Origin of the sequence: Endozoicomonas sp., from assembly GCF_965196975.1 — a bacterium.
GTDB lineage: Bacteria > Pseudomonadota > Gammaproteobacteria > Pseudomonadales > Endozoicomonadaceae > Endozoicomonas.
The window spans coordinates 1506373-1520926 of sequence record NZ_OZ239981.1 but is presented as its reverse complement, the minus strand read 5'-3'; the positions used below and the strand labels follow the sequence as shown (position 1 = coordinate 1520926).

Genomic DNA, 14554 nt, shown 5'->3' with positions numbered 1-14554 from the left:
TTGGTTGACAGCATGATGGATACCGCCGACAGTAGCCTTACCTGTAGATTACTGATGACGTTAACCTGTGCTGACCATATACCACTCTAACCATCTGGATGTTCTTAAGGACCTTCTGGTCGAGCTTTTTCGCCAAAACCCACCAGCCAATCCATTGGAAGACGAACAGGTTCTGGTTCAAAGTCCGGGGATGGCTCAGTGGCTCAGGCTGGAACTGGCAAAAGGGCTGGGTATTGCAGCCGGTATCAATTTTCCTCTGCCTGCCAGTTTTCTCTGGCAAATGTACACCCAGGTCCTCCCGGACGTTCCCCGCCGCTCCGCCTTTAATAAAGAGTCCATGACCTGGAAGCTGATGGGCCTCCTCGACTCCCTGAAACACGATCCGGACTTCCTGTCATTATCTCAATACCTAGCGAGCGATGATGACGACATTCGAAAATTTCAGCTATCTGGGAAAGTTGCAGATATTTTTGACCAATACCTTGTCTACCGCCCTGACTGGATTCTGGACTGGGAACAGGAGAATGACACCTCTCTAATTACTTCAGACCAACCCTGGCAGCCAAAATTATGGCGTGCCCTGGTCGCAAGAACGGCTGAACTTGGCCAGTCTCCCTGGCATAGGGCCAATATGCACCATCGATTCCTTCAGGCAATGGCAGATCAGAACAGAAGCTCACAGCTGCCACAACGGTTGTTTGTCTTTGGTATTTCAGCCCTGCCACCACACTTTGTAGAATCCATTGAGGCCATGTCCAGCCAGTGCGATGTCCATTTAATGGTTGCCAACCCCTGTCAGCACTACTGGGGAGATGAACGGGACCCCAAATACCTGCGAAAACTGGCCGCCCGCAAATTACTGGATCGAAAGAAACCGAGTGGCAATGAGCACCAGCAGGATGATAAAGGCTGGTTCAGTAAAGAAGGGCTTTCTCTGGACAACCTCGATTCTATTGGTAATCCATTGCTTGGCTCTATGGGTAAGCTTGGCAGAGACTACTTTCATCAGCTCCATGGCTTGAATGCTTTTGATATCGATGTCTTTGTCAGTGACCACAAAGATACTCTGCTGGGGAATTTGCAAAACGACATTTTCGAACTGCACGATCGGACAGCTCAAGGCCAGAAAACGGAAATGCAAAACGACCAATCTCTGCAATTTCACAGCTGTCACAGCCCACTCAGAGAGGTGGAAGTCCTTTATGACCACCTACTCAATATGTTTGAGAAGAACCCGGAGCTGACCCCAAAAGATATTGTGATCATGCTGCCGGATATCGACAGCTATGCCCCCTGGATTCAGGCCGTATTTGGCAGCATCGATGACCAGCGCCGTATTCCCTATGCCATTTCTGATGTCAGCGCAAAAAGCGAGCACCCTGTTCTTTCTGCATTCCTAAAGCTTCTGGAGCTGGACAAAAGCCGTTGCTCTGCACCAGAGCTCATGGAGCTGCTGGAAGTACCTGCCATTCAATATCGTTTCAATCTGACAACCGGTGACCTGGACATTCTGAGGCAATGGACGCATGAGTCAGGTATACGCTGGGGATTAACCCCTACCCACCAAACCCGGTTTGACCTGCCGGAGTTACAGGCCAACTCCTGGTTATTTGGAATCAGAAGGATGCTGCTGGGCTATGCCATGCCTGAAAATACTGGAGTCTATGGTGATATTTTGCCTATGGATGCAGTTCAGGGAATGAATGCAATATTGGCGGGCTATCTGGCCAGTTTTATTGATAGTGCTGAGCAATTGCTCAATGAGTTGGATAACACCCGATCCATTGAACAGTGGATCCAGTTCACTCACCAGCTGCTTGATCGATTTTTCCTTACCCGGTCGGAAGAGGACGAATCAGCGCTCAGGCTGGTCAGGGAGACACTTTCCCATCTCTATGAACAACTGCAGGAAGCGGGGTATAACCAACCTTTATCACGAAGTGTATTTATCAGTTATCTGACAGAGCGTCTGACTCAGGAGCGCAGCAGTCAGCGATTCCTGGCAGGTCAGGTCAATTTCTGCACATTGATGCCCATGCGCTCCATCCCGTTCAAGATTGTCTGCCTGCTGGGTATGAATGACGGCGCCTATCCCCGCAGTATTGCCCCGGCAGGATTTGACCTGATTGCCCGGCACGGCAGGCGCGGCGACCGCTCACGCCGGGTAGATGACCGCTATCTTTTTCTTGAGGCTCTGCTCTCTGCACAGGATACCCTTTACATCAGCTATGTCGGACGACGGATACAGGATAACAGTGAAAGAATACCGTCCGTTCTGGTAACCGAACTGCTCAACTACTGCGAACAGGGCTTTGGCCTGAGTTCAGATCAACTGGTTATCGAACACCCCCTACAGCCGTTCAGTCACAGAAATTTTCTGGATCATCCTGAATCCGACCAGACAGGACTGCCTTATTACAGTTACATCAAGGAGTGGTTACCCGCAGCCAGTCGCAATGAAGAAAAGCCAGCTCAGTTCATTCAGGCTCGCCTGCCCAATGAAGAGGGGGTTAACTTCCATGACGTTGAGCTTGCTGAACTGTTGAGGTTTTACAACAATCCATGTCGCTACTTTTTCAATCGCCGTCTGAAAGTCTATTTCTCCGTTCAGGACCAGGCTCTGGAGGAAACCGAAACCTTCGCCATGGGTCCGTTGGAGAACTACCAATTGAAAGCTGGACTGCTTGAAAGCCTGATTAACAGAGAAGATCCGGAGCACCTTGCCAGGCGACTTCAATCCACCGGAGAGCTTCCACACTCCGCTTTCGGGCAAATCCTGCTGGATGAGCAGATAAAAGACCTCACCCCGATGGCTAACCGATTAAGTGTTCAGCTGGAGAGCAGTGCTGAAGATCGGGAGGTCAACGTGCATATTCCCTCCCCTGAATTTTGCCAGAACCCGGTTCATCTAACCGGCTGGCTGAAAGGCTTTTCAGCACCTGGTATGCTTCGCTACCGACCCGCCAGTTTTAAAGGTAAAGACCTGATCAGGGGCTGGATTGAACACCTGTGTCAATGTATGGCTGATAATCCAGAAGTGACCCGTATTCATGACCCAGAGAAAGAGCGCCTGTTACCGGTTATTCCTAAGCAGGAAGCAGAACAATACCTGGCCACGCTTGTTCATTATTTCCATATGGGGCAGAACCTGCCGCTTCCCTGGTTCCCGGAAACGGCCTACAGCTGGCTAAAGGCCACTCCGGATGAGAATCCAGACAAAGCAGAGAAAGCCGCTGAGAAAGCCTTTGCCGGTGATGACTTCCATTTACGGGGTGAGTGCAGTGATGACTACATACAGCGAGCCTATCCTGAGCTGACACCCGTATTCACTGAAATGACCAGCCTCACCAGAGAGATTCTGGCCCCTGCATTTGCCACTCTTCAGGAGGTGCAGCCATGAGCCAGACAACAGCCACTGACCAGACCAGCCGTTGTCCGGAAACACTGGATCCTCATGCGCTTCCCCTGCATGGCGTTCGCCTGATAGAGGCCAGCGCCGGCACCGGCAAAACCTATACTATTGCGAACCTCTACCTTCGAATACTGCTGGGGCACGGCAGCGATAAGACACAGCATGAAACCCCGTTAACCGTTGACCAGATACTGGTAGTCACCTTTACCGAAGCAGCCACCGGCGAGTTACGCGATCGTATCCGAGCCAGAATTCATCAGACCCGGGATGCCTTTATTGAAGGCAAATCCAGTGACCCATTCATTCAACAGCTGATTCAGGATATGGATCAACCAGAACAGTGTCAGGCACTGTTGCTGGCCGCAGAACAGCAGATGGATGAGGCTGCAATTTTCACCATCCACGGCTTCTGCCAGCGCATGCTGAAACAGCACGCCTTTGAAAGTGGCACACTGTTCTCCAGTGAGCTGATTACGGATACAGAGCCTATGTTACAGCTGAGTGCTGCAGACTACTGGCGCCGTAACTTCTACCCTCTGGAAAAGCCGCTGGTAAAACTGATCCGTAATCTCTGGAAAACACCCAACGACCTTCTGAGTCATTTGCGCAGCTGGCTGCCTTTGTCAGACTTGAAACTGGCCGGAGATCAGGTTCCGGACTCAATGGAAGCGTTCAGAAGAATCTATTTGGCGCCAGCCAGTGAACTGAAGTCACTCTGGCAGAATGATCAGAACACCATCACTGACCAGTTGACTAACTGTGGCCTGCGAAAAGATCGTAAACCTCTCAAGCGCCTCGGTGAAATGCCGCGTTTTCTTGCCTCTGACGACCTGATACCCAACCTGGATAAAGACAGCTGGGAGATCTACGGCACCGATGTGTTACAGAAGAGTCTGTTAAAAACTGGCAAGTTGCCGGAACACCCCATTTTCCGAAAAATTGATGAATTCCTGAGTTTGCCCCTCTCTCTTAAAGAAGCGCTTCAAGGTTTGATCACCCGGGATGCTCTGCAGCATATCAAATCCCAGCTGACACAATTGAAAGCCAGCCGTTATCAGCTTTCCTTTGACGACCTGCTGACCAACCTGGCCCACGCGTTGTTCGCTGGGACCAATTCAGGAGAGAATGCCGGTGATAGTGAACTGCTGGCCCAGGCTATACGCAGCCAGTATCGAATAGCGATGATTGATGAATTTCAGGATACCGACCCCCTTCAGTACCGTATTTTCAACAAGATCTATATGGAAGGCAGCGACCCCGGCGTTGGCCTGTTTATGATCGGTGATCCCAAGCAGGCCATCTATGCCTTCCGTGGTGCTGATATTTTCACCTACATGCAGGCCAGGCAACAGGTACACAGTCATTACACGCTGGATACCAACTGGCGCTCAAGTGATGCAATGGTGTCTGCGGTTAACACGATATTTCAACAGTCGGCCACACCCTTTATTTACAACGACAGCATACCTTTTGATCCCGTTCACCCATCACCGGGAGCATCACAGAAACGTCTTTATCATGAGGGTGAAGCACTGCCCTCAATGACCCTGTGGCTGCAACAGCCCATGGATGGACCAACCATCAATGCCGAGAACTATCTGGATACCATGAGTCAGGCAACCGCGACCGAGATCAATCGCCTGCTCTCAGCCGCAGATCGGGGTAACTGCAATATTCACAATGGAGACCGGCAAACACCTTTACAACCCGGAGATATTGCCGTTCTGGTTCGCAGTGGCCGACATGGACAAAAGATTCGTGAAGCCCTGGCAGCACAGAACATCGCCAGTATTTACCTGAGTAACCAGGACTCGGTGTTTACATCACAGGAGGCGTCTGACCTGGAGAAAGTACTGCAGGCCTGCCTGCACCCCACCAGCGAGCGAGTGTTAAAAGCCGCCCTGGCAACCTCGCTTTTTCATCTTGACGCCCTGTCGCTGGACGCACTCAATGTTGATGAGCAAGCCTGGGAAAGTGCAGTAGAAGAGTTCACCCACTATGGAGAGCTCTGGCAGAACAAAGGCATCCTGCCCATGCTGCGGCAGCTCATCTTCCACCGGAAGATTGCCGAACGACTGCTCTCATTTCAGGATGGGGAACGCCGACTGACTGACCTGCTGCATCTGGGCGAGTTACTGGCTGCGGCCAGCCTTGAACAACAGGGAGCATCCGCTCTGGCCCGCTGGTTTTCCGAACAGATCATCAGACCTAACCACAATGCCGATGATCAACAACTGCATCTGGAGAGCGAGCGAAATCTGGTCAAGATCATTACCATTCACAAGTCCAAGGGACTGGAATACAAAGTGGTCTTTATCCCCTTTCCATGTCATCTGCGTAAAGCCGACTCCCCCCTGTACCATGACCCGCAAACCAGTGAAACCTGGCTGGCATTAACGCCATCCGAGGAAGCCTTGGCCCTTTCCGAAAAAGAGCGTCTGGCTGAAGACCTGCGCCTGCTCTATGTGGCCCTGACCCGCTCAGTCTACTGCTGCTACCTGGGCATGGCGCCCTACAAATCGGGAAGAGCCAGTAAAGATGGTAAAACGGACCTGCACCAGACCGCGATTGGCTACCTGCTCAACCAGGGGTCGGACATTGTCAGTCAGGACCTTAACGTGTTGCTGGAGCAAATGGCTGAATGCTGTGATCAGCAACAGATTGTGATTTCTGAACCACCAGCAGCCACTTTGCCTCCCTTCACTCCAGTGGCTTCACAAGAACAGTCGTTAAGTGCCCGGAATTTCGAAGGAAATATTGAAAAAAACTGGTGGACCACCAGCTATTCAGCCCTTTCACGGCACAGCTCGGGATCACCGGCAGATGCCAGCAATGAATCGCCAGGCTTTGATACTGATGCCATCAATGAACAGCATACTGCCCAGGATAACCAGCAGGCTGAAGTCCCCATCGACCCTTTAAGTCTGTTCAACTTTCCAAAAGGGGCTCAACCGGGAACGTTCATGCACAGCCTGTTTGAAGAGCTGGAGATGAACACACTGCGTTCTGCTGATAGTGACTCCTATCTCGACAGTTTTCTTGTTGATCGTCATGCCCGGGCCGGATATGGAGAAGAGTGGCTGCCGGCCACCAAAAGTATGCTGTTAAATTGCCTCAACACGCCGCTGGATGGGGAAAACCTTCGTCTAATGAACCTTCAGGATTCAGCGCGACGAGTTGAGATGGAATTTTACCTGCCTATTGAACAGCTGAACCCGCAGAGCCTAAACCAACTGATTGCTCGACATGACCCTCTCAGCGCCAGGGCCGGAGAGCTGCAGTTCCACCACATGAAAGGCATGTTGAAAGGATTTATTGACCTGACCTTTGAATACCAGGGACGCTGGTATGTACTCGATTACAAATCAAACTGGCTGGGAAATACCATCAGTGATTACTCCAGGAACGCCATGGAAAACGTCATGGTAGAGCATCGATACGACCTGCAATATCAGCTGTATTCTCTGGCACTACACCGACTGCTCAGGCAACGTGTACCAGATTACGACTATGACAAGCATTTTGGTGGTGCCATCTACCTTTTTCTACGCGGGGTTCAGATGAACGATCCTGAGCAACATGGGATATTTAGCCATAAGCCCTCTTTCGAGCTCATCAACGGCCTGGACCAGCTTTTCAGGGGTGAAGACGTTAGTAGTGAAGTAGAGGAGCTGATAACATGTTAAATCAGCTGCAGACTCTGGAACAGCAGGGAGTTCTTCGTGCCCTGGATTATCAATTCGCCAAACTGATTCACTCCATGAACCCAGACCCCTTACTGACTCTGGCGGCCGCCAATGTCAGCTTTGAACTGGGACAGGGTAATGTATGCATGTCTCTGTCATCAGACTTCACCCTTTTTGGACTGGATGAGAAAGAAAGCTCCCAACTGATGGATTCCATTGCCATTCCTAAAGAGCAGTGGTTGACCAACCTTAAAAGCACTCAAATTGTGGGTGAAGGCAATAGGCCAACTCCCCTGGTTATCGATAGTGACCGCCTTTATCTCTACCGATACTGGCAATACGAACGCAATGTCGCCAGCTTTCTCAAGAGCAGAAGCACAGAGGCATTGGATACGGATGAAGCCCGCTCAATATTGCAGAGGCTTTTTACCAGGGATTACCACTACCTGGCTCAACAGTGCAATGGTAAGTCCGAAGCCAGTCAGAAAGCTGAACTCATTAAATGGCTGGATATTGAGTCAATTGATGGGCTGGATTGGAAAGCTATTCTGGATGCAGTTAACCAGGGGGCCGATACCGATACCCTGGATTCTCTTATTCCAGAGTCGGCGTGCCTGAACTGGCAGAAAATTGCAGCGGCATTGGCGGCCAGCCGCTCATTTTCAGTCATCAGTGGCGGTCCGGGAACCGGCAAAACCACAACCGTCACTCGGCTTCTTGCTCTTCTCACAGAGCTCGGCCTAAAACGCCATTCACCTCCGGATATTAAACTGGTTGCCCCCACCGGCAAGGCTGCAGCCCGCTTAACAGAATCCATTGGGGGAGCCCTGGCAAAAATCAACTGCAGTGAAAGGGTAAGAGAGAGGATCCCTGCCCAGGCTGGTACCCTGCATCGCTTACTGGGTGTCATTCCCGGGAAAGCAGGATTTGTTCATAATAAAAACAACCTGTTGCATCTGGATATTCTGGTAGTGGATGAAGCATCCATGATCGATCTGCCACTGATGAGCCGTTTACTGGAAGCACTGCCAGATCATGCCCGGTTAATTCTGTTAGGTGACCGTGACCAGTTATCGTCGGTGGAAGCTGGCAGCGTCCTCGGTGATATCTGTGCAGCAGCCAGCTTTGGCTACTCAGACGAACAGCGCAATCTTCTGGAAGTGTTAACGGGACATGAGCTTCATAAACATGATCTTCTTACAAGGAAGCCTGAACAGACTTATGCACCCAACTCAGTTTCAGACAGCCTTTGCCTGCTTCGCAAAAGCTACCGCTTTGACGCTCATTCGGGTATAGGCAGTCTGGCAAAAGCCATCAACAACAACGATCATCGAACTCTGAAATCGGTATTCGCATCAGGCTTTGACGATATTGAGCTCTTTTCCATCGCCAGAGACTCCGGTTATCAGCAATTGATACAACAATCTGTTGAATCCTACCATCACTACTTGGAACTGATTAAACAGAAGGCTGAAACTCACCTTATTCTCGATGCCTTTAACCAGTTTCAGGTGTTATGTGCTCTGAGAGAAGGCCCATATGGTATTTCAGGCCTGAACGAAGAAATACAAAAAGCCCTTCAACAAAAAGGTCTCATTGAAGTGACTGGGCAATGGTACGAAGGGCGCCCCATCCTGATCACCCGTAATGACCACGGGCTTGGCCTCTACAATGGTGATATTGGGATTACCATCAGAGGCTCTGATGGTCGACTCAGGATTGCTTTTCAGTTGCCCGATAAACAAGTCAGGCAGTTTCTTCCCAGTCGGCTTCCTGAACATGAAACCGTTTTTGCGATGACCATTCACAAAAGTCAGGGTTCTGAGTTTGCGGATATTGTGATGGTCTTACCGGATAAAGACAGCCCCATCATCACCCGTGAGCTGGTATACACGGGTATTACCCGAGCCAAGTCAAAACTTACGCTCTTTGCCGAAATGGGTATCTTGATCAAAGCAGCAAAGTCTCCAACCAAGAGACAATCCGGCCTTTATCAGCGGCTGGTTCAATAATAACCAAGACATAATCAGTAAAACACAGAGATCACAAAATGCACAAAGGAAAAGACAAGCTTTTCTGAGTGCCCTTTGTGGTTTCTTGGGCTCTAAACCCGTCAAGCCACGCTACTTTCAGGCTCATGGTTTTTATCTTCACTGCCATCATCGTCGCCATTAAGCCCAAGGCACTGGCATAACCTTGAGAATACAATCGCGAAAGCACCATTACCACTGACATTCATGGCGGTACCAAAGGGGTCAAAAATCATATAAACGGCCGTGATCAGCCCCAGCATCTCATCTGAAAACCCCATCAGACTCTGCAATATGGGGCCTACCACAAGAATGACGCCTCCTGGCACAGCCGCTACCGAAAATTTGGCCAGGGCATAGTAAAAACCAAAGATGGCAAAACTCTGAAGGTCAGGAATTGGCATATTGAAGGTATTCAGCGTCACCAGTGCCAGAATGGTCAAACCAATCGCGCTGCCAATGGTATGAATATTGATTGTGGCTGGAACAATGGTTCTTGCCATGATCTGGCTACCAATATTCTTTTCAGTACTATCAATCAAAACCGGCATGCTTGCTGCGCTGGAGACCGTACTTAACCCAGTCAGCCATGCAGGAAATACATTCCCCACATACGTTATAAAATCCCGAAATGAGCACTTGGCTGCGACAAAAAAATAGATAAAGAGGTACGTCAGCTGTGAAACAATAACCAGCAGCAAAATCGGACCATAGGCAGAGATTGCCTGGCTCAAAATACCATCAGCATGGAGTTTGAAAGCAAATCCAAGGATAAAGAAAGGAAGTATTGGGATAAAAATATGTTTCAGAAACCAGCTGGAAACATCACTTGCACGAAAGAAAAGCTCTCTTAACGGTTGAATATCCAGCAGATTCACCAGCATTCCTGCAATGAACCCCACAATTAAGGCATTCATATTGGTGAAAAGAGGAGGCAATTCAAATACCCACATGGTCGCCAGGCCACTGCCCTCCATCGCATCAAGGGTGATAGGCATTGATATCAGCGGCACCATGACACTGCCAATTGTATACCCGGTAAAAATGGCCGTGATATTGGAAGCGAACACCATCACGATAAGCAAAAGGGTAAACAGCAGAGCGCTCTTTCCCATTCTGGCGAGACAGGAGACCACAAAGCTGAAAACAATGAATGGAAGAACAAAAACCAACAGCGACTTAATGGTAAGGCTCAGAGAGAAAAAAAACGATTTAACATCATAACTCACCCAGGAGTCTGTAAGAAAAGGGATAAAAAGAACCACCAGAAGCATGGCCGGCAGTTTTACTTTGGCAAGATGCTCAACAATCTTCACGACTCTCCCCTTCCATAGTTATCAGACTGACTGTGATGAAAACATAGACTTTTTTTCTGTATCGTCAAAATGTGACAGTCCTCTCACCCTGAAATTTTACAAATTCGAACAAAAGTTGTCCCAGCGCACTGTTTTTCACTTTAGAACTTACGCATTGACAGCTCTGATAAAAGATGGTCTCAGCCAGTCTTTACCATCAGAGAAGCTCTTAATGAAGTCCCAAATAGCATCCTTGAGCGCATCATTCTTAACGCGATAGATGCTACTGAGAGATTCAGATACTTTCTTGGCCTGAAGGCAGGCATACCCAAAGATAGAGGCAAAAATATGGTTCCTGACCTGCTGCTTTCCTCTCACCTGAAAGCGCTCAATACTGCAGAGTTGTTTCAGCGCCCGGTGATACTCTTCGATCGCCCAATGGTGCAGGTGAAGTTCATTAAAGCCTACCTGTGGTGATACCTCTGATCCAGCATGGGGTGTGTAGACGACGTAATGGCGCAGCTCGTTTTTTAGCCGCGTCCGGTACAAACGCACAGAACCAAAATTACGTAGCCAAACGGTTATTCCCTCTTCAGGAATCTCCAGGCTCTGCACTTGTTGGTAGTCACCCTTTTGGATAGAAACAGTACGGTTGCTTTTAACGGCAAACATAAAACCCAGACCGTTGTTTTTCACAGTCTTCAGGTTTGCGGCACTGCTATACCAGGAATCCCCCGTAACAAATGCAGGTCGTAAGCCCCATACAAGTACTTCTTTCAGCATCTCGAGAAAATAATCATTTTTGGACTTTCCGTCCGCAGAGTCATAGATACGGAAATTGACAGGAAGGCTATAGCCTTTGATATCGGTGTAATAGAGCGTTATGAGATTAATGCCCTTGACGGCTTTATGATGCTTGCCCGAGTAATGATAGCCGATGAATGCCGTGTAGTTACTGTACGGCTTATCCAGCACCGTATCATCAACCGATAGCGTGCCCCCATCAAGAATCAGCCTTGCGGCTACTTCCATGAAAAGGTCATTGGGAGCAAAGTCTTCACGTTGTAGAAAACGGTTAACGCTGTGGTGTGACATATCTCCGATCTCACTAAGGCGAGTACAGGTTGCTGATTTCGGCTCACACAATAGAAACCCTGTATATTTCGGCAAATCACACCCAGCTGTTGTAGGTCTTGTTATCTTTCTACGCACGACGACATCCGCTATTTTTTGCTGATCTAGCAATTTTTACAGCTGCCTGTCAATGCGAAAGTCCTACACTTTTCTAAAGCTTTTCTAAAGAGAACGTAAGGAATCGCTGTCATTTTCTGACATAGATCAAAAAACATACCCGCCAAATCGTTAGGATATGCCCGCACGATGCCTATAGCTAAGGAAGCTAATAGCTAGATAACGCATTGATTAAATTAATAAACCCTCGGAGTTCATTCATGGAGCAGAAGATCAAGTTACCTTCTATGGGACAAGTGTCCCTGGTATTAGGTACCTTTCTGGTTCTCGCTTTTGCGTTTACCGCCAAACTGAACCTTCCTATTCAATTAGCACTCTGCATAGGCTGGTTCCTTGCCATGGGACTGGGTGTCAAACTGGGCCACAACTACAAGGATCTTGAAGCGGCTGCCGCTGAAGGTATCTTCAAAGGCACCGGTGCGATCCTGATTCTGATTGCAGTAGGCGCACTGGTCGGTACCTGGATTGCTGGAGGTATTGTTCCTTCCATCATTTACTACGGCCTGAAGACCATCCATCCATCCATCTTCCTGCTGGCCACCATGGTGATCTGTTCCATGACAGCCCTGGCAACCGGTACCTCATGGGGTGCTGCCGGTACTGCCGGTATTGCCATGATGGGTATTGGTCAGGGTCTGGGTGTTCCTGCTCCTGTTACTGCCGGTGCCATCCTGTCCGGTGTTTACTTCGGTGATAAACTTTCTCCCCTGTCTGACAGCGTTATCCTTGCTTCCTCTATGTCCGAAGTTGAGATTGTTGACCACATCAAGGGCATGCTGCCAATCAGTTTGACAGCTTATGTTCTAACCGCCATCGCTTTCACTGTATACGGCTTCCAGTTCGGCGGCAGTGCGGATATGGCCCAGGTTCAGGAAGTCATGAACCTGATGGATGAGAACTTCAGCATCTCCATCATGGCGTTTGTCCCAGTGGTTATCGTCCTGTTCCTGCTGGCCAAGAAATTTCCATCCTACCCTGTCATCATGCTGGGTGCCGGCCTGGGTATGATCTGGGCTGTTCTGTTCCAGGACCGTACGCCAATTGAAGCGATGAATGCGCTGTGGGCTCCTTTGACAGTCGATTCCGGTAATGCCTTCCTGGACAACATTCTGAATAGGGGCGGTATGGTTAACATGCTGGGCTCTGTTGCAGTTATCATCTTCGGCCTGGGCTTCGGTGGCCTGCTGGATAAAGTTGGTATCCTGGAAACCATCGCACGCACTTTTGAAAACCGCATCACCAACGAAGGTAACCTGACTGCATACACCGTTGTGACTGCCTTCCTGGCTAACGTATTCGGTTCTGCCATGTACGTATCGCTGATCCTGACTCCTAAGATCATGTCCGGTAATTACGACCGCATGGGTGTTGACCGTCGCATGCTATCTCGCAGCTCTGAGTTCGGCGGTACTCTAACCTCCGGTATGGTGCCATGGTCTGACAACGGTATCTTCATGGCTGGCCTGCTTGGTGTATCTACTTTCGCATACGTTCCTTACATGTGGATGAGCTTCATCAGTATCGGTCTGGTTGTTGCCTTTGCCTACATGGGTAAATTCCGTCCAGTCGATGGCAAGTACGTGAAAAAAGCAGAAGATCACGCAGTTCACGGCCAGATGGCTACTGCCTGACCAATCACTTAATCATTCATTCTCAGCGCCGCCCGGGTTGTCATAAACAGGGCGGCGTTTTTTTCAGCCTCTGCCTCAGATCAACCAAGCGATGCATTGAAGTGATAGACTTGATAAAAGTCCATTACCCAATGACAATCGCCGCTTACATCAGGAAGCAGGCTGTTTCTTGAGATAAAAAGCATTAGGAAAAGTCATGAGCAAGAAAATCTACGTTGCTTACACCGGTGGAACCATTGGCATGCGCCCTTCAGAGTCTGGTTATGTACCCGGCGATAATCTGATGGGACTTCTGGAAGAGAAGCTTCCACCCGATGTAATGGCCAGCCTGCCAGAGTTCGAGCTCTATGAGTACCCTCAACTGATTGACTCCAGTAATATCCGCCCGGATAACTGGAAACAGATCGCCTCTGATATTGCCAGCCGCTATGAACAGTTCGACGGTTTCGTGGTTCTTCACGGTACGGATACCATGGCTTATTCCTGCAGTATGATCTCTTTTATGCTGCAGAACCTTCAGAAACCGGTCATCTTCACCGGCTCTCAGATTCCTCTGTGTGAAGCCCGTACCGATGGTCTGGAAAACCTGGTTGGCGCTTTGACCATGGCCGCCGATGATCGAATCAAAGAAGTTTGTCTGTATTTCAATGGCCGTTTATTGAGAGGCAACCGTTCACGTAAACTGAACGCCTATCTGTTTGATGCCTTTGACAGTCCGAATTATCCGTGGCTTGGCCGCGCAGACATCCATGTAGAGCTCAATGAAACGCTCCTGTGGCAACCGAAGGGGAAAGAAAAATTTCAGCTGGAATGCGATTCAGAAACTCATGTTGGCATTCTGCAGCTGTTCCCCGGTATTAATGCCCAGTGGATGGAGTCTGCTCTGAACCAGCCAATGGACGCCTTTATTCTGCGTACTTACGGTACGGGAAATGGCCCAGATGCTGACCATGCCCTACTGGATACCTTCGCTAAGGCAACCGCAGCGGGCAAACTGATTGTAAACCTGACCCAGTGCCATCGGGGTACAGTGCACCAGGGCAGTTATGCAGCAGGCTCAGCGCTTGCCAAAGCGGGTATTGTGGGAGGCCTGGATACGACAACCGAAGCCATGTTCTGCAAACTTCATCACCTTTATTCTCTGGGTCTCAGTACCGAAGAAGTCAAAGCCATGCTCAGTGTCAATCTGGCTGGTGAAGTCTCTATCTGATAGAGCCTCCTTCTAATGATAAGGGTGCCCAGACCACCC

At 49.5% G+C, this 14554-nt stretch carries 7 protein-coding genes; 5 read left to right on the top strand and 2 right to left on the bottom strand.

Going from position 1 to position 14554, the window contains the following annotated elements:
- The first annotated feature begins 67 nt into the window (after positions 1-67).
- Genes recC through recD form a run of 3 tightly spaced genes read left to right on the top strand, consistent with a single transcriptional unit; the run spans position 68 to position 9110 of the window.
- Entirely contained in the window at positions 68-3400 is a 3333-nt protein-coding gene (gene recC, locus ACOCLE_RS06585) for an exodeoxyribonuclease V subunit gamma (protein WP_419536029.1), read from the top strand.
- Complete coding sequence (gene recB, locus ACOCLE_RS06580; protein ID WP_419536028.1) at positions 3397-7098, top strand: exodeoxyribonuclease V subunit beta; 3702 nt, start codon at positions 3397-3399, stop codon at positions 7096-7098. Before recC ends, recB begins: the two co-directional genes overlap by 4 nt.
- The gene (recD, locus tag ACOCLE_RS06575; protein WP_419536027.1) at positions 7092-9110 is read left to right on the top strand and encodes an exodeoxyribonuclease V subunit alpha; all 2019 of its coding nucleotides are present in this window, start codon (positions 7092-7094) and stop codon (positions 9108-9110) included. Before recB ends, recD begins: the two co-directional genes overlap by 7 nt.
- 101 nt (positions 9111-9211) lie before the next feature.
- Here recD and ACOCLE_RS06570 read toward each other — a convergent pair whose 3' ends face one another.
- Complete coding sequence (locus tag ACOCLE_RS06570; protein WP_419536026.1) at positions 9212-10444, bottom strand: cation:dicarboxylate symporter family transporter; 1233 nt, start codon at positions 10442-10444, stop codon at positions 9212-9214.
- Between the two features lie 147 nt (positions 10445-10591).
- Positions 10592-11635: a transposase gene (locus ACOCLE_RS06565; protein WP_419533005.1), complete on the bottom strand. Its 1044-nt coding sequence runs from the start codon at positions 11633-11635 to the stop codon at positions 10592-10594.
- Positions 11636-11874: 239 nt separating this feature from the next.
- On the opposite strand from ACOCLE_RS06565, the gene nhaC reads away from it, so the two are divergent.
- Both nhaC and ansA read left to right on the top strand, forming a co-directional pair.
- A complete protein-coding gene (gene nhaC, locus ACOCLE_RS06560; protein ID WP_419536025.1) occupies positions 11875-13305 on the top strand; it encodes a Na+/H+ antiporter NhaC in 1431 nt (476 codons plus the stop codon).
- A 196-nt stretch (positions 13306-13501) separates the two neighbouring features.
- Entirely contained in the window at positions 13502-14515 is a 1014-nt protein-coding gene (gene ansA / locus ACOCLE_RS06555; protein WP_419536024.1) for an asparaginase, read from the top strand.
- Positions 14516-14554 lie beyond the last annotated feature (39 nt).

Bases quoted from the DNA above. Each gene is read 5' to 3' on its own strand.
- recB (WP_419536028.1), top strand. From the start codon at position 3,397: ATGAGCCAGACAACAGCCACTGACCAGACCAGCCGTTGTCCGGAAACA.
- recD (WP_419536027.1), top strand. From the start codon at position 7,092: ATGTTAAATCAGCTGCAGACTCTGGAACAGCAGGGAGTTCTTCGTGCC.
- nhaC (WP_419536025.1), top strand. From the start codon at position 11,875: ATGGAGCAGAAGATCAAGTTACCTTCTATGGGACAAGTGTCCCTGGTA.
- ansA (WP_419536024.1), top strand. From the start codon at position 13,502: ATGAGCAAGAAAATCTACGTTGCTTACACCGGTGGAACCATTGGCATG.